Below are 19,775 nucleotides of genomic sequence, written 5' to 3'. Positions count from 1 at the left end.
TCGCCCTAACTCTGCGTCGGTGTCCCGTGCAGCCGTACGGTGCTGAGGATCTGCATGATCGTGGCCTTCGGGAGTTCGTCCTTCACGCCCTTGGCCCCGTACAGGTTCCAGGACACGTAGTCGCCGTTGGAGTTCTTGAAGCCGAACGTGATCGCCTTGCCGTCGCTGTCGCACTTGCCCTTCTGGGGCGTGTTCGTCGACTGTGCCCAGGCGTAACTGCCCTTGATGCCGGAGGCGGTGGTGAAGGCGGTGGCCTTCTTGTCGAACGTGATGCTCTTCTTGTCCGGCTCGGTGTATCCGCCGAAGACCCACCAGGCGGGCGTGTTGATCGCGATCTCGTCGGTGGTCTTGGCCCCTTCGGCGCCCTTGGTGCCGACCATGGCGAGCGCGGTGTCGTCGGTCTTGCCGTCCTTGTCGGAGTCCGTGGAGCACCACTTCGACTTGTACTCGGCCGTGCCCGACTGCAGGATCTGGTCGTAGCCGTCGGACTGCTTCTTGTCCTCCCACTCGAAGCCCTGGCTGAGCCCCGGCGACTGGACCTCCCAGTCGGCCGGCACGTCGAAGGCGATGCCCCACTTGGGGTTCACCACGACCTTCCAGCCGGCGACGGTCGGCTTCTCGGTCTCGTTGCTGCGCGGGTTGTCGTCCGTGCCGGACGAGGAGGACGCGGACGCCGAGGCGGACACCGAGGCCGTGGGGCTCGCGCTGCCCTTGCTCACGTCGACCGGGTCGTCATCGTCGCCGCCCAGCACCAGGAATCCGGTGACACCGGCGGCCACGACGACGGCCGCGGCCGCGACGATCGCGATCAGCTTCGTCCGGTTGCCCCCGTTTCCGCTGCCGCCGCCCCCGCCGGGCGGGGGCGTGGGCGCGCCCGCGGGCGACGGGGTGCCCCACTGCGGAGGCTGCGTAGGCGGCTGCGCGGGTTGCTGCGCATAGGGGTTGGGCTGCTGCTGGTAGCCGGGCTGCTGATACGGATTCGGCTGCTGGTATCCCGGCTGCTGGTACGGATTGTTCTGCGCCTGCGGGTTCTGCTCTCCCCCGGGCGGCTGCTGTCCTGGCCACATGGCCAGAAACCCTAGTGCCGCCGGGGACACGATTGGGTCACCGCCCCTTGTCAGGGACGTACCGAATCAGGATTCGGACGGCTGGAACAGGCGCACTGTGTCCAAGATCTTCCGGATCGTGGCGTCCGGGACCTCGTCCGCGACCCCCTTGACGCCGACGAACGACCATGACGCGAGGTCGCCGTCGGGCGTCTTGAAGGCGAACGTCGTGGCCTTGCCGTCGTAGTCGCACTTGCCCTTCTTCTCGACGCCGGAGGACTGCGAGGTGGCGACGGAGCCGGTGAGTCCCGAGGCGGTCGTGAAGGACGTCACCGGGCCGGTGCTGACCTTGGTGTGGTCGGGCTGGGTGTAGGCGCCGTAGACCCACGCGGCCGAGTCGGCCCCGGCGATCTCCTCGGTGCTCTTCGCGCCGTTGTTGCCCCGGGAGCCCGCGCTCGCCAGGGGCGTGTAGTCGTCCTTGCCGTCCCGGTCGTCGTCGGACGCGCACCACTGCTCCTCGAGGAGCGCGGGCGCCTTCATGGCGACCAGGGGCGTGTCCTTGGGGTCGTCGTCCTCCGCGACGTAGGACACCCAGCCGGTCGACTTCAGCGACCAGTCGGCCGGTACGTCGAAGGCGACGCCCCGGCCGGGGTTCACGACGACCTTCCAGCCGGCGACCGTCGGCCGCTGGGTCTCGGTGCCGCGTGGGTCGGAGGCCGTGGACGCCGGGGCGGAGGCGGAGGAGCGGGCGGGACCGGGGGCGGCCTCGTCGTCCCCGCGGCCCAGGAGCACGGCGCCGGTCACCGCGGCGGCCACCACCACGGCGGAGGCCGCGGCGATCGCCACCACTCGGGTGCGCCGACCACCGCCGCCGCCCCCGCCGGGTGCGGGCGGCGCGGTCACGGTCGGGACGTTCCAGGGAGCGGCCGGTTGCTGTCCGTAGGGGCCGGGCTGGTGATAGCCGGGCTGCTGGTACGGGTTGGGCTGCTGCGCCCGCGGGTTCGGGCCGCCCGTCGGCGGTTGCTCTCCTGGCCACATGGGCGGCAAGCATACGGCGATCATCACACCCGTCTGGCCAGCCGAAGCTACTCACAGGTAACATCCCGGCCATGAGCGCAGACCAGATGTCCATCGGCGAGATGCTCGCCGCCACGGTGCCCATGGCCCGGACCCTGAACCTCGAGTTCCTGGAGGCCGGTCCTGAGAAGGCCGTGGTCGCCCTGCCGGACCAGAGCGAGTTCCACAACCACGTGGGCGGGCCGCACGCCGGGGCGATGTTCACGCTCGGCGAGTCCGCCAGCGGCGCGATCGTCCTCGCCGCGTTCGGTGACCAGCTCTCCCGGGCCGTGCCGCTCGCCGTCGGCGCCGAGATCGCCTACCGGAAGCTGGCCATGGGCGCGGTCACCGCCACCGCCACCCTGGGCCGCCCGGCCGCCGAGGTCGTCGCGCAGTTGGACGCGGGGGAGCGCCCCGAGTTCCCGGTCGCGATCGAGATCCGCCGCGCGGACGGGGCCGTCACCGGGGAGATGACCGTGATCTGGACCCTGCGTCCCCACGGCTGAGCGGCGTTCGCACGCGTACGACGGCCCAGGCCACGGTGCGCCGTCACCGGGGGTTTGGAGCTGCTGTCGCTGGAGTGTGTTCAGGGGTGTTCTGGTGAGTGGGAGTGAGTGCCGGTGGTCGGTGTCGTGTCGCGTGCCTCGGCCATGGCACCGGTTTTAAGGGGGGAACTGACGTTCTCGCGTCGAATGTGTGACCTTCTACGGAACTGCTCGTTGGATGCGGTGACGGGTTCTTCGGGTGGGGTCGGGGGTGACGGGGTGGGCGGGCTGAGGAGTGTGGCGGCGTCGTTCGTCGTGTCCGGTCCGAGTGGTGTGGCCATCCGGACCCGGCTCAAGCACCTGGCGCCGGACGATGAGAAGGTGCTGCGTCTGGTCGGCGCGCATCTGGGGTCGCTGGCCTCGAGGGATCTCAGGGCGCGCTGCCGGGATGGCCTGGAGCACTTCGCTGAGACGTGGGCGGGACGCAAGCGGGAGCTGACGCCGCTCTCGTCGTCGCGGTGGGCCGGGGCGATCACCAAGGCCTCGCACGACCAGTGGGCGCTGGCCCGCCGCTGCCAGCCGGCGCACATCCAGAACCTGGAAGCGGGCGTCCGCACCATCGAGCACCGGCTGTCCCAGCCGGTCGGGCAGAAGGGGACCAGGCAGGCCCCGGGCGGTTACCGGTCGCGGCGGGAGTGGCATGCGAAGTCCCGGCGTCTGCGGGTGCTTCAGGACCGGCTGGCCGCTGCGCGGGCCGACCGCGAGGCCGGACTCGTGCACGTGGTGCGCGGCGGCAAACGTCTGGCCCGCGCCCGGCACCACCTGGACGAGGCCGGGCTCACGGAGTCGCAGTGGCGCCGGGGCTGGGAGGCCGAGCGCTGGTTCTGCCAGGCGGACGGTGAGTCCGGCAAGCGGTACGGCAACGAGACGATCCGGGTCAGCCCCGACGGAGAGGTGAGCCTCAAACTCCCCGCGCCGCTCGCGCATCTGGCCAACGCCCCGCACGGACGGTACGTCCTGGCCTGCCGGGTCGCGTTCGCGCACCGGGGAGGCGAGTGGGCGGACCGCGTCGCAGCCAGCCGGGCGATCGCCTGCCGCCTCCTCCCCCACTCTCGACTTCGCTCGACCGGGGGGACCCCCATCGACATGGGCCGGGACCGCTGGTACCTGACCGCCTCCTGGCAGATCCCGCCCACCCCCACCCTCCCCATCGAGGCCGCCCTGGCCCACGGAGTGATCGGCGTCGACATGAACGCTGATCACCTCGCTGCCTGGCGCTTGGACGTGAACGGCAACCCGACCGGCGCCCCGCGCCGCTTCTTCTACGACCTGACCGGCACCGCGCAGCACCGTGACGCCCAGGTCCGCCACGCCCTGACCCGCCTCCTGCACTGGGCCCGAACGTGCGGCGCGCGGGCGATTGCCGTCGAGGACCTGGACTTCGCCGCCGAGAAGACCCGTGAGAAGCACGGCCGCCGGAAACGCTTCCGGCAGCTGATCTCCGGCATGCCCACCGGGAAACTCCGCGCCCGATTGTCTTCGATGGCCGACGCCACGGGTATCGCGGTCATCGCGGTGGACCCTGCCTACACCTCGAAGTGGGGCGCCCAGCACTGGCAGAAGCCCCTCACCAGCACCACCCGTAAGACCACTCGCCACGACGCTGCCGCCGTGGCGATCGGAAGGCGCGCCCAGGGACACCCGATCCGGCGACGGACGACACCGCCCCCACAGCACCGGAGTGATGCGGTGGGGCATCGGACCGTCCAGGCCCGACCGGGCGTCCTTGGGCGTGAGGGAACCCGCCCCCGCATTCCCGGACCACGGACACGATCCGTGCCGCCCGGACGCGGAGCGAACGCGGGCAACCAGAACGCCCAACACCGTTCGGGGCGTTCGGCTGAGCATGGGTTCTGGCAACAGGACTCACTCCCGCTCAGTCTTTAGGAACGGTTTGGTGCCGTCGTTGCCGTCGTTGCCGTCGTTGCCGTCGTTGCCGTCGTTGCCGTCGTTGCCGTCGGCGTCGGCGCCGTCGGCCCGGGCCGCCGTCAGGCCGCCGACCGCTCCCGCCGCGTTTCGCCGTCCTCCAGGCCCGCCACGAATTCCCTGAGCCAGGCCACGAACTCCGGTCCCAGGTCGGGGCGGTCGCAGGCCAGGCGAACGACCGTGCGCAGGTAGTCGGCCTTGTCGCCGGTGTCGTAGCGGCGGCCGGAGAAGATCACGCCGTGCACCGTGCCGCCCGCGGCGAGCTCCTGGAGCGCGTCGGTGAGCTGGATCTCGCCGCCGCGGCCCGGCTCGGTGCGCTCCAGGACGTCGAAGACGGCCGGGTCGAGGACGTAGCGGCCGATGACCGCGTACCGGCTCGGCGCGTCCTCCCGTGCGGGCTTCTCCACCAGGCCGGTGACCCGCACGACTCCGTCCTCGCCGGACCGCTCCACGGCCGCGCAGCCGTAGAGGTGGACCTGCTCCGGCGGGACCTCCATCAGGGCGACCACGCTGCCGGCATACCGCTCGCGGACTTCGAGCATCCTGCTGAGCAGGGTCTCGCGCGGGTCGATGAGGTCGTCGCCGAGGAGCACGGCGAACGGCTGGTCGCCCACGTGGTTGCGGGCGCACAGCACCGCGTGGCCGAGGCCGAGCGGGTCGCCCTGGCGGATGTGGTGGATGTCGGCGAGCCGGGCCGGGTCGCGCACCGCGTCCAGTCGCACGGTGTCGCCCTTGGCGGCGAGCGCCTGCTCCAGTTCGAAGGCGTGGTCGAAGTGGTCCTCGATGGCCCGCTTGTGCCGGCCGGTGACCATCAGCACGTCGTCCAGACCGGCGGCGGCCGCCTCCTCCACGACGTACTGGATGGCCGGCTTGTCGACGACCGGCAGCATCTCCTTCGGGGTCGCCTTGGTGGCCGGCAGGAAACGGGTGCCGAGGCCGGCGGCCGGGACGACTGCTTTGCGCACACGGGGTGCGGAGTGGGGGGCGCTCATGCGGATCATGCTGGCCCACCGGGATGGGAGTACACCGAGAGTCACATCTGAGATTCCTGTGTGCCGCACCTGCGCCGGAGCGGCCGGCCGTGCGGGGGCCGGAAGTTGGAGATTCCGTGCGTCATCCGGCTTTCCGTGTACACAAGTTGAGTCCCGCCCTCCGGGTGTCTTTCGAATACGGGTGCGGATACCGCCGGTAACTTATCTGAAATTTGCGCGCTTTGAACTTGGGTCACTCGGACTCCTTGTTTCCTGTGAGGCGCGTGTGCGAAGGTGAGCCTCCCCTTACGGATGGGTCGGATCAGGGCAACATGTCCGGTCAGGCCAAAGGTACGCACCAATCAGGCACCTGCTTTCCGACGACGTGTTTTCCGTGCCGTTCGTCGGCTTGGAAGGAAATGGTTCCGTGCAATCCCCGACCCCCCCACGCCCGCCCTACCCGCCCCGCCCCGGCCGGCCCCCGGGGGATTCCGACCCCCAACTCGCCGCCCGGCTGGCCGACGCCGACGGGCGTGCCCGCGCGGTCGCCCTGCTGTTCGCCCGCCACTGGCGGGCGGCCCACGACTACGCGACCGTCTGCCTGGCCGGCACCGAGGACACGGGGCGGCTCGTGGCCGCCGCCGCGTTCCACGAGGTGCTCGTCCGGCTGGCGGGAGGGCGCGCCGGGGGCGCCCTGCGTCCCCAACTCCTCGTCGCCGTACGGGAGACGGTCCGGGAATGGGCCGGCGCCGACGGGGTTTCCGCCGTTCTGCCGGAACTGCGGAAAACCGTCGGAGGCCGTGGACTGCGTGCGGCGCGGCCGGTGACGTCCGAAAGGCGGCAGATCGCCGAGCGCGCTTTCCGGTCGCTCCCGGCCGCCTCCCAATGCCTGTTGTGGCATACGGAGGTGGAGGCGGAACCCATATCCGTACCAGCCGGTCTGTCGGGCGTGGACGATGTCACCGCTGAGGCCGTCCTGGAACAGGCGCGGGAACAATTCCGGGCGGGCTGTGTACGCGCCCACCGGGAACTCGCGCCGACGAGCGAATGCCGTTTCTACAACCGTCTCCTCGACGTTCCCCTGCGCCGCGGCGGAACCCTGCTGCCCGATGTCCGGGCGCATCTCGCGCACTGCCGCTTCTGCCGGCACGCCGCCGAACAGCTCAGCCATTTCGACGGCGGACTGGACGTGCTGCTCGCCGAGACCGTGCTCGGCTGGGGCGCCCGCCGCTATCTCGACTCACGCCCCGGACGCGCCACCTCGGCCGATGCGCCGGCCCGGCCCGTCGGGGTGCGTCCGCTCGCCGGCGCGGGCCGGCACCGCACCACCTCGGCGGGGCTGCTCGACCTGCCGGGCAGGCGGCCCAAGGCCCTGCTCGTCGGCGTGGGGCTGACCTCCCTCGCGCTGGTCGCGACCGTTTTCGTGGCCAAGGGCTGGTCCGACGACAACGGTGTCCCCGCCCCCCGCGCCACCTGGGGCGCGCCGGCCGGCGGGACCAACACCCCGGCCGCCGACGGGCGAGGCGTCCCGGGCGGCTCCGACGACCCCCCGCCCGCCGGATCTCCGTCGGCCGCCTCCGCCTCCCGGCGCGCAGAGTCCGGTCACGGCAGGCTGCGCGGCCCGGACGCGGGGCTCTGCCTCGACGCCGCCGGCGGCCGGACCGAGGCCGGAGCGCCGATCGTCCTGGCGGCGTGCTCGTCGGCCGCGTCCCAGCAGTGGTCGTACCAGGACGACGGACTGCTGCGCAGCGCCGCCGCCCCGACGCTCTGCCTGACCGCCGACCCCGGCCACCGCACGACCGCCCTGGCCGCGTGCCTGGTCCACTCCGGCGAGGCGTTCTTCGACCTGACCGTCCGCGGCGAACTCCTGCTGCGCCGGGACGGCGAGCTGGTCGTCGCCCGAGGCGCCGGTGGGCCGATGAAGGCCGTCGTCGCCGAGCGCGACGGGTCCGCCGGGCAGCGGTGGGTGTTCGACACGGCCGCCGCGACGGCCGGGGCACCCGGTCCGGAGGTGCGGAAGACGACGCGGCCGCCCGGTCCGGGGAGCCCGGGCGCCCCTGACCTCCCGGCACCGACCGGTGCCCCGTCCCTCGCCCCCGGCACGGCGCCGGCTCCGGCCGAACCCGCCCCGGCCGCGCCGGAGTTCGGGACGAAGGCCGTGCAGGTGGACTGCTGTGGGTCCTCGGCCGACCCGGCCGGACCGGCGGCCCCCGCCACCCTCCTCGACACCGTCCCGGCCCCGGCCGGGGTACCCGGCGTACTCGGCGAGGTCGTCGCGAACGTGACCGGGTCCCTCGGTCAGTGAGCAACAGACCGAAGGAGGGGCCGCCCGAGGGGAGCGGCCCCTCCTTCACGTTGCGACCGCCAGGTCACGACGTGCAGACGTCCTTCAGCTCGGCCGCCGCCCTGTCGATCTCGCCGGAGTCCGGTTTGTCGCCGTCGAGGACGTCCTGGTTGTAGTCCTCGATGGCCTGGTTGAGCTTGTCGACCGCCTTGTCGACCTTGCTGTCGTCCGACTCGTCGTCGATCTCGTCGAGGTTCTTCTCGATGGTGCCGATGGAGTCCTCGGTCTTCGTGGGGTCCTCGATCACGTCGGCGCCGGCCTCGTGTATCGCCGTGATGCTGTCCGTGATGTCGTCGGCGCTCGACAGGCAGTCGATCGAGTCGTCGAACTCGCAGCCGGTGAGGAGGCCCGCGGTCAGCGCCAAGGCTGCCGCGGCGGTGGCGATGACGGCAGTACGGCGTCCGCGTCGGCGGTTCACGGCCATGGAGGGGTCCCTTCGGGAACGGTCTTGAACGGGCGGGTTCTTCCCTCACCACGATCACGTGGCCGCGCCGCCGTCACGAGGGACCGCACCCCCGGATCCGTGGTGTAGCGCGCTACACCACGGGACCTACCGGGCCCGGCCGACCCGGTAGGCTTCCCGGGTACGCAAGGCTGCCAAGCGACGTCAAACGGGAGGAACCCGCGGTGCACGTGCAGGAATGGCTCGACTCGGTGCCCGCGGCCGCCGTCTACGCCGTGGTCGGCCTCGTCATCGGACTCGAGAGCCTCGGCATTCCCCTGCCCGGCGAGATCATCCTGATCTCGGCCGCGCTGATGTCCTCCCAGCACGGCGGTATCAACCCCGTCGTCCTCGGCGCGTGTGCCACCGCCGGCGCGGTGATCGGCGACTCCATCGGCTACGCCATCGGCCGCAAGGGCGGGCGCCCGCTGCTGGCCTGGCTCGGCGCGAAGTTCCCCAAGCACTTCAGCGAGGGACACATCGCCACGGCCGAGCGGTCCTTCGAGAAGTGGGGCATGTGGGCCGTCTTCTTCGGCCGCTTCATCGCTCTCCTGCGCATCTTCGCCGGCCCGCTCGCGGGCGTCCTGCACATGCCCTACTGGAAGTTCCTCACCGCCAACGTCCTCGGCGGCATCGCCTGGGCCGGCGGCACGACGGCGGTCATCTACTACGTGGGCGTCGTCGCGGAGTCCTGGCTGAAGAAGTTCTCGTACCTGGGGCTCGTGGTGGCGGCGCTGATCGGTCTGGCGTCGTTCCTCATCGTCAAGCGCAAGGCGAAGAAGGCGCAGGGTGCTTCGCAGGGGGCCGAAGCGGAGACCGTGGCGGCAGCAGCCGAGTAGTCCGGGCGCGAGGGCGCCGCGCCCTACTCGTGGATCTCCGCGTGAGCCTTGGCCAGGTCCGCGTACAGCGTGCCGTTCAGCGTCACACCCTGCCGCTCCTCCTGCGTCAACTCCCTCTTGACCTTGGCGGGCACCCCCGCCACCAGCGACCCCGGCGGCACCTCCATCCCCTGCGGCACGAGCGCCTGCGCGGCGACCAGCGAACCCGCCCCGATCACGGCCCCGTTGAGCACGGTCGCCCCCATGCCGATGAGGCAGTCGTCCCCGACCGTCGCCCCGTGAACGACCGCGTTGTGGCCGACGGACACCCGCTCCCCGATGGTGACGGGGAACCCGGGGTCGGCGTGCAGGGTCACGTTGTCCTGGACGTTGGCGTCGCGCCGGACGGTGATCCGCTCGACGTCACCCCGTACGACCGCGCCGTACCAGACGCTCGCGCCCGCCTCCAGCGTCACGTCTCCGATCACCGACGCCGTCGGCGCCACGAACGCCTCCGCGTCGACCTCGGGTTCCCTGCCGCCGATGCCCACGATCAGCGCCTTGTGCGTCATCACCGTCTCCTCGTGTCGGTCGTTCCCCCGCACCGTACGCCACCCGGTAGGGCGAAGATCACAGGCCTGCGTGCCGTTGGCCGCTCGCGTGCTGAGTACGGTGAGCGGGTGCCGAAGCGCAAGAACACGTTCTCATCATGGCGGCGTCGCCTGGGGCAGCGGGCCGTTCACGCGGGCTGGGCCTGGGTGCAGCGCACGGGCTCCGTCACCGCCGAGCACCCCGGACGCTTCCGCTTCGGCTCGATGGGCACGGGCACCCGGCTCGCCTTCCCGCTCGGCACGGTCTTCGGGGAGCCGTGGATCCATCTCGGCGCGCACTGCATCGTCGGCGAGCAGGTCACCCTGACCGCCGGTCTGATGCCCGACCTCGACCTCGGCCCCGACCCGATCCTGCGCCTCGGCGACGGTGTGGTCCTCGGCCGGGGCAGCCATGTCATCGCCGACACGACGGTCACCATCGGCAGCGACTGCTACTTCGGCCCCTATGCGTACGTGACGTCCACGAACCACTCCTACGACGATCCGCACGAGCCCATCGGCAAGCAGTGGCCCCGCATGGAGCCGGTGGAGATCGGCCCCGGGTGCTGGATCGGCACAGGAGCCGTGATCCTGCCGGGCGCGCGGATCGGACGGAACGTCGTCGTCGCGGCCGGGGCGGTGGTGCGTGGCGTGGTCCCCGACCACTCCGTCGTCGCGGGGGCGCCCGCCAAGGTCGTACGGCGCTGGACGCCCGCCGAGGGCTGGCAGCCGCCGCTGCGCACCCCGGCGCCGGTGCCGATACCGGACGGGGTCACCTCGGACCAGCTGGTCGCGCTGTCCGGGCTGGACGAGGAGACGGTGGAGCGGCTGGCCCAGCTGGAGCCGGAGAGGTGACTCAGCCCGTCGCCAGCAGCAGCGTGCCCACCAGGGCCAGGCCCGCGCCCGCCGCCTGGACCGCGCGCAGTCGCTCCCGCAGGAAACCACGCGCCGCCAGCGCCGTCACCACCGGGTAGAGCGAGGCGAGCACGGCGGCCACCGTGACCGGGCCGAGCTGGGCGGCGACGGCGTAGGTGCCGTTCGCGGCGACGTCGGCCAGCCCGACGAACCCGAACGACGGCAGCGAGGTCCACGCGAGCCCGCCCTCGGGGAGCGCGGGCGTCCCGCGCCGGACGGCGACGTACAGCGCCACACCGCCCGAGGCCACATTGGTCACGCGCTGCACGAACAGGGCGAGGAACAGGCCGGTGACGGTCGTGGACGCCTCGGTGATCAGCACGAACACCGTGCCGAAGCCGAGCGCCGCGACCAGCGTGAGCAGCACGGCCTGCCGCTGCACCGCCGCGCCCCTCAGCTGCGGCCCGCCCGCCAGGACCACCCCGACGACCGCGACCGCGATGCCCGCCACCTGGACGAGCCCCGGGCGCTCGCCGAGGACCAGCCCGACGGAGACCGGCACGGCCACGCTCAGCGTCGCCAGCGGGGAGACGACGCCCATGGGGCCGAGCGCCAGCGCCTTGTAGAAGGAGAGCAGCGCGACGGGGCCCACCAGACCGGCCGCGACCGCGAACCACAGGCGGGGACCGGCCTCGCTCCAGCCACCGGTGGCGACCGCGATCGCACCGAGGACGGCCGCCGCGATCGACTGCGAGACCACGACCACCGTGAGGGCCGGGGTCCGCCGGGTCAGCAGCCCGCCGCCGAAGTCGGCCAGCCCCCACAGGAGGCTCGTGGCCAGGGCGAAGAGTGCTGTCACGGGGACCTCGCAGTACAGTTCGGTGCACGATCGGGTGCACCACACCGTAGTGCAGGATGTTGAACCCTGTCATCGAGAATATTGGACTCCGGAACCGGCTGGAAACGGAAGGGACCGGGCGGGACCGGATGGAATTGGACGGAAAGTGTCGGACCTCGACCTCCTGACGCAGTCCCTGGCGCGCAACGTCAAGCGCTGGCGCACCGAGCGCGGCTTCACCCTCGACGCGCTCGCGGCCCGCGCCGGGGTCAGTCGCGGCATGCTGATCCAGATCGAGCAGGCTCGCACCAACCCCAGCCTCGGCACGGTCGTCAAGATCGGCGACGCGCTCGGGGTCAGCATCACCACCCTGCTCGACTACGAACAGGGGCCAAAGGTCCGCATCGTCCCCGCCGAGCAGGCGGTGCGGCTGTGGCACACCGACGAGGGCAGCTACAGCCGGCTCCTCGCGGGCACGGAGGCGCCGGGCCCGCTGGAGATGTGGGACTGGCGGCTCATGCCCGGCGAGAGCAGCGGCTCGGACCCGCACCCGCCGGGCACGGTCGAGATCGCCCATGTCACCGACGGTGAACTCACCCTCACCGTCGACGGCGCGGAGTACCGCGTCCCGGCCGGCGCCAGCGTCACGTTCGAGGCCAACGCCGCGCACCGGTACGGCAATCGGGGCGAGGTCCCGATGGAGATGGTGCTGACCGTCTCGGTGCCGCCGCCCGTGCGCTGAGACGCCCTCGGACGGCCGCGAACGGGCTGTTAGCGTGCGCTCATGCGCGCACCCATCGGACACTTCGACACCGCCGTCCCCGCCCCCGACTGCCTCGACGAACTGACCGGCCCGGTCGCCGACGCCGTACGCCACTGGAGCGGCGGCGTGCCCGCCGACCGGATCGTCTACGTCGACACCGACCCGCAGTGGGCCGACACGGCCACCTTCGTGGAGCACTACGGCCGTGAACTGCTGGAGCGGTCCGCGAACTGTGTGGTGGTGGCCGGCAAGCGCGGCGGCGGGACGACCCTCGCCGCGTGCCTCGTCCTGTCGACCACCCGCGTCGACGTCAACGGCGTCGTCCGCCGCCAACTCGGCGCCCGGAAGGCCTCGTTCGCCGCGATGGACACGGCCGTCGGGGAGACCGGCATGGAGTACGGCGGGATCACCCCGATCGGACTCCCCGCCGCCTGGCCGGTATTGGTGGACTCCGCCGTCGTCGACCTGCCGTACGTCCTGGTGGGCAGCGGACGCCGACGAGGCAAGCTCCTGGTGCCGGGCAAGGCCCTCGCCGAACTGCCGGGCGCGGTGGTGCTGGAGGGGCTCGGCGTGGCCTGACGTCAGACCGCCGCGTGATGGGCGAGGGGCAGATGGGGGTCGTCCTCGCCCGGTGCCTGTGCCGGGTCCGCGTGGACCAGCGCGGCCGTCAGACGCGGTACGGCGTGCAGCAGGGCGTGTTCGGCGTCCACGGCGATGCCGTGTGCCTGACGTACCGTCACCTCGCCGTCCACGACGACCGCCACCTCGGCGCGCAGCCGGTGCCCGATCCAGCGCAGCCGCAACTCGCCCACCCCGTGCACCCCTTCGACCTCCCGCAGCGCTTGCTCGGCCCGGTCGACCAGGGCCGGGTCGACGGCGTCCAGCACTCGCCGGAACACCTCCCGCGCCGCGTCCCGCAGCACCAGCGCGATCGCCGCCGTGATCGCCAACCCGACGACCGGGTCGGCGAGCTGCCACCCCAGCGCCGAGCCGCCCGCGCCCAGCAGCACCGCCAGTGAGGTGAATCCGTCCGTGCGCGCGTGCAGCCCGTCCGCGACCAGCGCGGCCGAGCCGATCGAACGACCGACCCGGATGCGGTAGCGCGCGACCCACTCGTTGCCCGCGAAGCCCACCAGCGCCGCCGCGGCGACCGCGCCGACGTGGTCGACGGGCCGCGGGTTCAGCAGCCGCTCGACGGCCACCCACCCGGCGAAGGCCGCCGACGCGGCGATCGTCAGCACGATCGCGATGCCCGCCAGGTCCTCCGCCCGCCCGTAGCCGTAGGTGAAGCGGCGCGTGGCCGCCCGTCGGCCCAGCACGAAGGCGATCCCCAGGGGTACGGCCGTCAGCGCGTCCGCCGCGTTGTGCACCGTGTCGCCGAGCAGCGCCACCGACCCCGACAACATGACCACGACCGCCTGCGCGACGGCTGTCACACCCAGCACCGCCAGCGAGACCCAGAGTGCGCGCATGCCCCGGGCCGAGGACTCCAGGGCGGAGTCCAGCTTGTCGGCACTCTCGTGGGAGTGCGGGGTGAGGAGGTGGGCCACGCGGTGGCGGAGGCCGGGGGAGGGGTGATGGTGCGGGTGCTCCTGCGCGTGCTCGTGATCGTGGTGGTGTCCGTGCGCGTGCTCGTGCCCGTGGTCGTGCCGCTCACTCACGTCGATCCCCTTCCGGTGCGCCGAGGTGGACGCGCGTGCGTCCCTCCCTCCATTATGTGCGTATGAGCGCACGCATGCACCTGTCACCTGCGCACCATGCGCATCCGCGCACGCCCGGCGAGGAGCAGTTCGCCCTCGCCGCCGAGCTCCTCGCCCTGCTCGGCGACCGCACCCGGCTCGCCCTGCTGCACGCGCTCGCCTCGGGCGAGGCCGATGTGACGACGCTGACGGAGCGCTGCGGGGCGGCCCGGCCGGCGGTCAGCCAGCACCTGGCGCGGCTGCGGCTGGCCGGGCTCGTGCACACGCGGAAGGAGGGCCGCCGGGTGATCTACTCGCTCTCCGACGGCCATCTGCGCCGTCTGGTGGACGAGGCGCTGAACGTGGCGGACCACCGGCTCGGGGACGAGCCGCCGCACGACTGAGTCAGTAGTGTTCCGCGGTCCCGAGGTACTGCTCCGCGAAAGCGGCGGCGGCGGTGGGAGACGTGAACAGACGGCGCAGCCGGGCCAACGTCGTGCCCGCGCGGAACGGGTCACCGGCCGCGGTCCCGTGGTAGACCTCCGACAGCCACTGCGAGAACTCCTGGTAGTCCCACACCCGGCGCAGACACGCCTCCGAATAGCCGTCCAGGCCGGCGCCGTCACCGCCGTCCAGGTAGGCGACCAGTGAGTCGCCCAGCAGGAACGCGTCGTGCAGGGCGAGGTTCATGCCCTTCGCCGCGATGGGCGCGACGAGGTGGGCCGAGTCCCCGGCCAGGAAGAGCCGCCCGTGCGTCATCGGCTCGACCACGTAGTCGTGCATGTCCAGCACACGCTTCTCGACCAGCCGTCCCTCGGTGAGCGGCGGACCGTCGGACGCCCCGAGACGCTGGTGCAGCTCGGACCAGATCCGGTCGTGGGACCAGTTCTCCGGGTCGTCGCCGGGCGGGCACTGGAGGTAGTACCGGGTCACCTCGGGACTGCGGGCCATGTGCCCGGCGAACCCGTTGGCATGGACTCCGAACAGCACGCAGTCGGAGGACGGCGGCGCCTCGGCGAGCAGCGCCAGCCAGCCTATGCCGTAGTCGTGCCGCGCGATCCGCGCCCGCTCCGGCACCAGCGCGGCCCGGCCGACCCCGCGCGCCCCGTCCGCGCCGACGACGAAGTCACAGGTCAGCAGCCGCCGTTCACCCGTGTCGGGGCAGGTGTACGACACCGACGGCCGAGCCGTGTCGAGGTCGTGCAGCTCCACGTCGCGCACCGAGAAACGGGCGTCGCCGCCGCGTACGTCGACGTACTCGTGGACCAGGTCCGTCACCAGCAACGGCTGTGGGTACACCCAGTGGTGATGTCCCGTCAGCTCGGTGTAGGAGAAGCGGTACCGTTCGCCGCCGAAGCGGAACTCGCACGCGGAGTGCCGCTGGGCGCGCTCCAACAGGTTCTCGGCCAGGCCTCTTTGCCGCAGTCCGCGGACGGCCCACTCCTCGATGACGCCCGCCCGTGGCCGCCGTTCGATGAACTCACGGCTCTCCGTCTCCAGGACGACACAGTCGACGGACGCGGCCCGCAGGATGTTGCCGACGGTGAGACCCGCGGGGCCCGCGCCCACGACGACGACCGGGCTGTGGTGGGGGGAAGGGGAGTTGGTGGTCACCCGCACATTATGGGCGGCCCTGGGGACACGGCCCGGGGACCGGACCGGACCGGCACGGCCCGGGGACCGGACCGGACTGGCACGGCCCGGGGACCGGACCGGACTGGCACGGCCCTGGGACCGGACCGGACTGGCACGGCCCGGGGACCGGGCGGCCAGTGGGCCGGAGCGTCCACGGCCGTGACCTCCTCGATGCCCCGCTCGAGCCCACATCGGCCCGATCAGTCCGACATCCCGGCGCAGTCCGGCCGCACCCGGGTCTTCCTTGGCCTTCGGAATGGGGGAGACGCTCACCATGTCCTCAGCGGCCTCTCACAAATGACTTACCTGGAAGGTGAGTTCGCCATTTGCCGGAGGCCCGGACCAGGAAGGGAATGCCGCGCCGCTGAAGACCGCGGGCACAATTTGAACTGCGTGCGGGTGTTTCCTGGGAAGCTTTTCAGGAGTTCCGGCCCAGCCGGGGAATCTCGATCGCCGGGCAACGGTCCATGACCATCTCCAGACCGGCGGCGCGCGTACGGTCGTAGGCGGCCTCGTCGACGACGTCCAGTTGGAACCACACCGCCTTCGCGCCCTTGGCGACCGCCTCGTCGGCGACGGCGCCCGCGAGCTCGCTGTTGACGAAGACGTCGACGACGTCCACCTCGAAGGGGATGTCCGCGAGGGAGGCGTACCCCTGCTCCCCGTGCACCGTCTCCGCCTTCGGGTGGACGGGCACCACACGCTTGCCGAAGAGCTGGAGCACCTCGGCGACGCCGTAGGCCGCGCGCCGGCGGTTCGTCGACAGGCCCACCACGGCCCAGGTGCCACCGAGCCCGGTGAGGATCTTGCGGATCGTTGCCTCGTCGCCGTACACCGGCGGCCTCCTTCGGGTCGGACAGGAGCTGTCCTTCACCGCAACAGCCCGAGGCGGACCTTGATTCCTGGCGGCTTGCCTGCGAAGTGTCCTCCGCCCGCCTACGCTCGGCCTCGTGCTGCGCATCATCGACGCCCGAACCGGCGAGTCCGTCGTCGCCGCCCCCGTCCGGCGGGGCCTCACCCGTGTCGAGGCCCATGCCTCGGGGTACGGCTCCGGCTCGCTCCGTGTCCTGCTCGTCGCCGACCTGCTCGTTCGCGCGCTGGAACTCGGCGGCACACCCGTCTGGGCCCTGCTCACCGGCGAAAGCGAACAGGCGGAGCTCCGGGCGGGCGCCACCTCCCTCGGCATGCACCCCTTCGAGGGCGGCCGCGACCTCGGCGCCGGCGCCGGAGTGGGCGAGGCTCAGATCCTGCACGTGGTGGGGGAGGACGGCCCGGCCCCCGACGGGGTACGGGTCGCCGTCGCACCGGCGCAGTGGGCGTCCGGGTCCGCAGAGCCGGGGTCGGACTCCGTACCGGCGCCCGACCCGGCCGTCCTGCGCCTCGCCCTCCTCTCCCCGCCCCGCACCGAGCCCGTCCTGCTCGACGCGGCCACGCTGGGCGAGGCCCACGACACCCTCGTACGCTGGCGGGGAGCCGTCGCCGCCTGGGCGCGGCGGCCCTCGCGGCCGGTTCCCGACGAGGTGCGCGGGCGGCTGCGGACCGCCTGGGAGGACGACCTGGACATGCCGGAGGTGCTGCGGGTGCTGCGGTCGGTGGAGGATGCCGGCTCCGAGCTGCCGGACGGCGCCCGCTTCGAGACCTACGCCTACGCGGACCGTCTCCTCGGCCTGGAACTCACCCGCGATCTGGGAGCCCCGGCGTGACCGGGCCCGGCGGCGGGGGACCGCGTCGGCTGGTGGTGCTGCGGCACGCCAAGTCGGCCTGGCCGGACGGCGTCCCCGACCACGAACGGCCACTGGCCCCGCGCGGCCTCCGGGACGCACCGGCCGCGGGCCGCGCGCTCGCCGAGGCCGGCTGCCTCCCCGACCTCGCCCTGTGTTCCACCGCCGTCCGCGCCCGCCGGACCTGGGAACTGGCCGCCGCCCAATGGGCCGGCCCGACGCCCCCGGTGCGCTTCGACCCGCGCCTCTACGGGGCCGACGTACCCGAGCTGCTGGGTGTCGTCCACGAGACGCCCGCCGAGGTCGGGACGCTGCTGCTGGTCGGCCACAACCCCGGCCTGGAGGAACTGGTCCTCGACCTGGCGGGGGAGGGCCTCGACGACGCCCTGGACGAGGTGCGGCTGAAGTTCCCGACGTCGGCCGTCGCCGTCCTGGCCTGGTACGGGCCCAACTGGCGCGCCCTGACCCCCGGCACGGCCCTGCTGACCTCGATGACCGTGCCGCGCGGCGCAAAGCCGCACAGGAGCGACGGCTAGCCGACGTGCACGCGCGGTCGCCGTTCGGGATCGGTCTCCGCGCGGCGCAGCACCTCGCGGGTGACCGGGGCGACCTCGCCGTCGCCGAAGACGAGGAAGCGGATCAGCTGGCTCACCGGGTTGCCCTCGGTCCAGCTGAAATAGGCGTGCGGGACCTGCCCCGTGCGGTCGCGCAGCGCCAGCAGGACGGCGGCGATGCTGTTGGGGACGGTCGGGCCCGAGACGCGCAGTCGGCGCACCCCGTGCTTCTCGTCGCCGTGCACGGCGACGTCGGCCGTGAAGTCGGAGGAGTCCCGGACGAACACCTCCAGGAACAGCACCAGGCCGCCGCCGGGGATCGGGGTGTGCTCGCGCTGTTCCCACTCCTTGGCGCGGTACGCGCGCGTGCTGTGTTCCTGCGGCTCGTTCGCGATGAGCTGGAGGGGGCCGAGGCGGGCGGCCTCGTCGACGAACCGGGCCGCCGCCTCGTCGATCGTCACCTCCGCGGCGCGCAGCTCGAAGGCCCGGTGCACCCGTGAACCGAACGACGTGACCAGGATGGCGAAGATGAAGATCGCCGCGATCTTGATGCCGTCCGGCCGCTCGATGACGTTCGCGACGAGCGTGTAGGCGAAGACGGCCGTGATCGCGCCGAAGCCGAGCGTGGCCCGGCGGTGCCCGTGCCGGTGCACGGCGACGGTGGACGCGAACGCCGCCGACAGCATCAGCACCAGCACGCCGGTCGCGTAGGCGCCGCTCTGGTCGTCGACGTTCGCGTTGAACCACAGGGTGATGAAGACGGCGGCCGCCATGAACACCAGCACCAGCGGCCGCACCGCGCGCGTCCATTCGGGCGCCATGCCGTAGCGCGGCAGATACCGCGGGACGAGGTTGAGCAGACCGGCGAGCGCGGAGGCGCCCGCGAACCACAGGATCGCGATGGTGGAGACGTCGTAGACCGTGCCGAAGGCCTCGCCCAGATGTTCGTGCGCGAGATAGGCCAGCGCCCGCCCGTTCGCCGGGCCGCCGCTCTTGAACTCGTCCTGCGGGATCAGGATCGTCGTCGCGAGACTGGACAGCAGCAGGAAGCAGCTCATGGTCAGCGCGGCCGTGGTGAGCAGCTTGCGGGTGTCCCGCACCCGCCCCGTCGGATTCTCGAACGTGTCCGTCGGATCGCCCTTGACCTGCGGCATCACCGCCACGCCGGTCTCGAAGCCGGACATGCCGAGCGCCAGCTTCGGGAAGACCACCAGCGCCACGCCGACCATGATCCACGGCGAGGAGTGCTCGGCGGTCATCGCGTCGGTCCAGTCGCCGATCCGCACGGGATGCGTGAGGATCTCGTGGGCGGAGACGGCGAGCACGACGAGGTTGAGCGCGAGGTACGTCCCCACCAGCACCACCGCGATGCCGATGGCCTCCCGGAAGCCCTTGAGGAACACCGCGCCCAGCGCGCCGACCAGCACCAGCGTGATCCACTCGTTGCCGTCGGCCATCCAGTGCGGGGCGAACGGGTTCTCCACGACGTGCGCGGCGGCGTCCGCGGCCGACAGGGTGATCGTGATCATGAAGTCGGTGGCCGCGAACCCCAGCAGCACCAGCACGAAGATCTTCCCCGACCACCACGGCAGCAGCCGCTCCAGCATGGCGATCGAGCCCTCGCCGTGCGGGCTCTCGTGCGCCACCCGGCGGTACACCGGCAGCGCGCCGAGCAGCGTCAGCGCGATCAGCACGAGCGTCGCGAGCGGGGACAGCAGACCGGCCGCGAGGGCGGCGATGCCCGGCTGGTAGCCCAGTGTGGAGAAGTAGTCGACGCCGGTCAGACACATCACCCGCCACCAGCGGTGGCCCTCCTGCTCCGCGCGCGGGGCGGCGTGCGGGCCCGGATGACGGGCGGTCTGCTCGCTCAGCCCTTCCAGGAGCCAGCTCCGCCAACGGGAGGACGGCGAACCCGCGCCGGTCTCATTCACCCGAGTGCCGGTCATGCTGCGCGCTCCCTGCGATCGGTCGGGCCCATGGTCCATGGTCACC

General features: G+C 72.3%; 19 protein-coding genes and 1 pseudogene. 10 read left to right on the top strand and 10 right to left on the bottom strand.

The window, feature by feature from the left end; genetic code table 11:
- Positions 1-5 precede the first annotated feature (5 nt).
- On the bottom strand, positions 6-1,067 hold the full coding sequence (locus OG289_RS08755) for a hypothetical protein (protein ID WP_327313446.1): 1,062 nt from the start codon (positions 1,065-1,067) through the stop codon (positions 6-8).
- A 66-nt stretch (positions 1,068-1,133) separates the two neighbouring features.
- Entirely contained in the window at positions 1,134-2,084 is a 951-nt protein-coding gene (locus OG289_RS08750; protein WP_327313445.1) for a hypothetical protein, read from the bottom strand.
- A gap of 86 nt (positions 2,085-2,170) precedes the next feature.
- Here OG289_RS08750 and OG289_RS08745 point away from each other — a divergent pair, with 86 nt between their 5' ends.
- Positions 2,171-2,608, top strand: coding sequence for a DUF4442 domain-containing protein (locus OG289_RS08745; protein WP_327320620.1), 438 nt, complete (start codon positions 2,171-2,173; stop codon positions 2,606-2,608).
- A 258-nt stretch (positions 2,609-2,866) separates the two neighbouring features.
- Positions 2,867-4,534: pseudogene (locus tag OG289_RS08740) on the top strand (IS200/IS605 family accessory protein TnpB-related protein).
- A 101-nt stretch (positions 4,535-4,635) separates the two neighbouring features.
- Here OG289_RS08740 and galU read toward each other — a convergent pair.
- Complete coding sequence (gene galU, locus OG289_RS08735; protein WP_327313444.1) at positions 4,636-5,574, bottom strand: UTP--glucose-1-phosphate uridylyltransferase GalU; 939 nt, start codon at positions 5,572-5,574, stop codon at positions 4,636-4,638.
- Positions 5,575-5,971: 397 nt separating this feature from the next.
- Between galU and OG289_RS08730 the strand changes: the two genes are divergently transcribed.
- Positions 5,972-7,849, top strand: coding sequence for an RICIN domain-containing protein (locus OG289_RS08730; RefSeq protein ID WP_327313443.1), 1,878 nt, complete (start codon positions 5,972-5,974; stop codon positions 7,847-7,849).
- A gap of 64 nt (positions 7,850-7,913) precedes the next feature.
- Here the strand turns inward: OG289_RS08730 and OG289_RS08725 are convergent, their stop codons facing one another.
- Entirely contained in the window at positions 7,914-8,312 is a 399-nt protein-coding gene (locus OG289_RS08725) for a hypothetical protein (protein ID WP_327313442.1), read from the bottom strand.
- Positions 8,313-8,515: 203 nt separating this feature from the next.
- Between OG289_RS08725 and OG289_RS08720 the strand changes: the two genes are divergently transcribed.
- Positions 8,516-9,169: a DedA family protein gene (locus OG289_RS08720; RefSeq protein WP_327313441.1), complete on the top strand. Its 654-nt coding sequence runs from the start codon at positions 8,516-8,518 to the stop codon at positions 9,167-9,169.
- 23 nt (positions 9,170-9,192) lie between these two features.
- Here OG289_RS08720 and OG289_RS08715 read toward each other — a convergent pair whose 3' ends face one another.
- Positions 9,193-9,720, bottom strand: coding sequence for a gamma carbonic anhydrase family protein (locus OG289_RS08715; protein ID WP_327313440.1), 528 nt, complete (start codon positions 9,718-9,720; stop codon positions 9,193-9,195).
- 108 nt (positions 9,721-9,828) lie between these two features.
- On the opposite strand from OG289_RS08715, the gene OG289_RS08710 reads away from it, so the two are divergent.
- Positions 9,829-10,593: an acyltransferase gene (locus OG289_RS08710; RefSeq protein WP_327313439.1), complete on the top strand. Its 765-nt coding sequence runs from the start codon at positions 9,829-9,831 to the stop codon at positions 10,591-10,593.
- 1 nt (position 10,594) lies between these two features.
- Here OG289_RS08710 and OG289_RS08705 read toward each other — a convergent pair whose 3' ends face one another.
- Positions 10,595-11,452 carry a DMT family transporter gene (locus tag OG289_RS08705; RefSeq protein WP_327313438.1) on the bottom strand — a complete coding sequence of 286 codons (858 nt, stop codon included), beginning with the start codon at positions 11,450-11,452 and terminating at the stop codon, positions 10,595-10,597.
- A gap of 145 nt (positions 11,453-11,597) precedes the next feature.
- Here OG289_RS08705 and OG289_RS08700 point away from each other — a divergent pair, with 145 nt between their 5' ends.
- Both OG289_RS08700 and OG289_RS08695 read left to right on the top strand, forming a co-directional pair.
- Positions 11,598-12,173 (top strand): XRE family transcriptional regulator, encoded by a 576-nt coding sequence (locus tag OG289_RS08700; RefSeq protein WP_327313437.1) that lies wholly within the window; start codon positions 11,598-11,600, stop codon positions 12,171-12,173.
- Positions 12,174-12,215: 42 nt separating this feature from the next.
- Positions 12,216-12,773 carry a YbaK/EbsC family protein gene (locus tag OG289_RS08695; protein WP_327313436.1) on the top strand — a complete coding sequence of 186 codons (558 nt, stop codon included), beginning with the start codon at positions 12,216-12,218 and terminating at the stop codon, positions 12,771-12,773.
- A 2-nt stretch (positions 12,774-12,775) separates the two neighbouring features.
- On the opposite strand, the gene OG289_RS08690 is transcribed toward OG289_RS08695, so the two are convergent.
- Entirely contained in the window at positions 12,776-13,855 is a 1,080-nt protein-coding gene (locus tag OG289_RS08690) for a cation diffusion facilitator family transporter (RefSeq protein ID WP_327313435.1), read from the bottom strand.
- A gap of 62 nt (positions 13,856-13,917) precedes the next feature.
- Between OG289_RS08690 and OG289_RS08685 the strand changes: the two genes are divergently transcribed.
- Positions 13,918-14,277, top strand: coding sequence for an ArsR/SmtB family transcription factor (locus OG289_RS08685; RefSeq protein WP_327313434.1), 360 nt, complete (start codon positions 13,918-13,920; stop codon positions 14,275-14,277).
- A 1-nt stretch (position 14,278) separates the two neighbouring features.
- Here OG289_RS08685 and OG289_RS08680 read toward each other — a convergent pair whose 3' ends face one another.
- Positions 14,279-15,487, bottom strand: coding sequence for a 4-hydroxybenzoate 3-monooxygenase (locus OG289_RS08680; RefSeq protein ID WP_442818886.1), 1,209 nt, complete (start codon positions 15,485-15,487; stop codon positions 14,279-14,281).
- Between the two features lie 439 nt (positions 15,488-15,926).
- Positions 15,927-16,343 carry a CoA-binding protein gene (locus tag OG289_RS08675; protein WP_327313432.1) on the bottom strand — a complete coding sequence of 139 codons (417 nt, stop codon included), beginning with the start codon at positions 16,341-16,343 and terminating at the stop codon, positions 15,927-15,929.
- 115 nt (positions 16,344-16,458) lie between these two features.
- On the opposite strand from OG289_RS08675, the gene OG289_RS08670 reads away from it, so the two are divergent.
- Together OG289_RS08670 and OG289_RS08665 are read left to right on the top strand one after the other, a co-directional pair.
- A complete protein-coding gene (locus tag OG289_RS08670) occupies positions 16,459-17,211 on the top strand; it encodes a hypothetical protein (RefSeq protein WP_327313431.1) in 753 nt (250 codons plus the stop codon).
- Positions 17,208-17,765: a SixA phosphatase family protein gene (locus OG289_RS08665; protein WP_327313430.1), complete on the top strand. Its 558-nt coding sequence runs from the start codon at positions 17,208-17,210 to the stop codon at positions 17,763-17,765. The genes OG289_RS08670 and OG289_RS08665 overlap by 4 nt, the downstream gene beginning before the upstream one ends.
- On the opposite strand, the gene OG289_RS08660 is transcribed toward OG289_RS08665, so the two are convergent.
- On the bottom strand, positions 17,762-19,729 hold the full coding sequence (locus tag OG289_RS08660) for an amino acid transporter (protein ID WP_327313429.1): 1,968 nt from the start codon (positions 19,727-19,729) through the stop codon (positions 17,762-17,764). The two genes, OG289_RS08665 and OG289_RS08660, sit on opposite strands and share 4 nt — an antisense overlap.
- Between the last annotated feature and the right edge of the window lie 46 nt (positions 19,730-19,775).

It is taken from the genome of Streptomyces sp. NBC_01235 (assembly GCF_035989285.1).
Lineage (GTDB): Bacteria > Actinomycetota > Actinomycetes > Streptomycetales > Streptomycetaceae > Streptomyces.
The sequence above is the reverse complement of the archived record's forward strand: the minus strand, read 5'-3'. Positions and strand labels throughout refer to the sequence as shown.